Origin of the sequence: Holdemanella sp. DFI.5.55, assembly GCF_020593575.1 — a bacterium.
In the GTDB taxonomy this organism is placed as follows: Bacteria; Bacillota_I; Bacilli_A; order Erysipelotrichales; family Erysipelotrichaceae; genus Holdemanella; species Holdemanella hominis.
The window spans coordinates 1-271 of record NZ_JAJDMK010000260.1 but is presented as its reverse complement, the minus strand read 5'-3'; the positions used below and the strand labels follow the sequence as shown (position 1 = coordinate 271).

General features: G+C 51.7%; 1 pseudogene. It reads left to right on the top strand.

What is annotated here, in order from left to right:
• Positions 1-50: 50 nt before the first annotated feature.
• A pseudogene (locus tag LJE08_RS14025) lies at positions 51-271 on the top strand (type VI secretion protein ImpB); the annotation flags it as partial.

Genomic DNA, 271 nt, shown 5'->3' with positions numbered 1-271 from the left:
ATTCGCAGATTATAATAGAATACAAACAGAGGTTCGGGGAGGACGGCAAGATGGACAGTTCAGAGGAGCCGCGGGGGATTTTCCTGGTCATTGACAACAAATCATTCTATGCCACGGTTGAGTGCACGATGCGCGGGCTGGATCCGCTCACCACGCCGCTCGTAGTCATGTCAGAAGCCGAAAATACCAATGGCGGGCTAGTGCTGGCATCATTTCCAATGGCCAAAAAGCTTTACGGCATCTCCAACGTAAATCGTCAGCGTGATCTGCC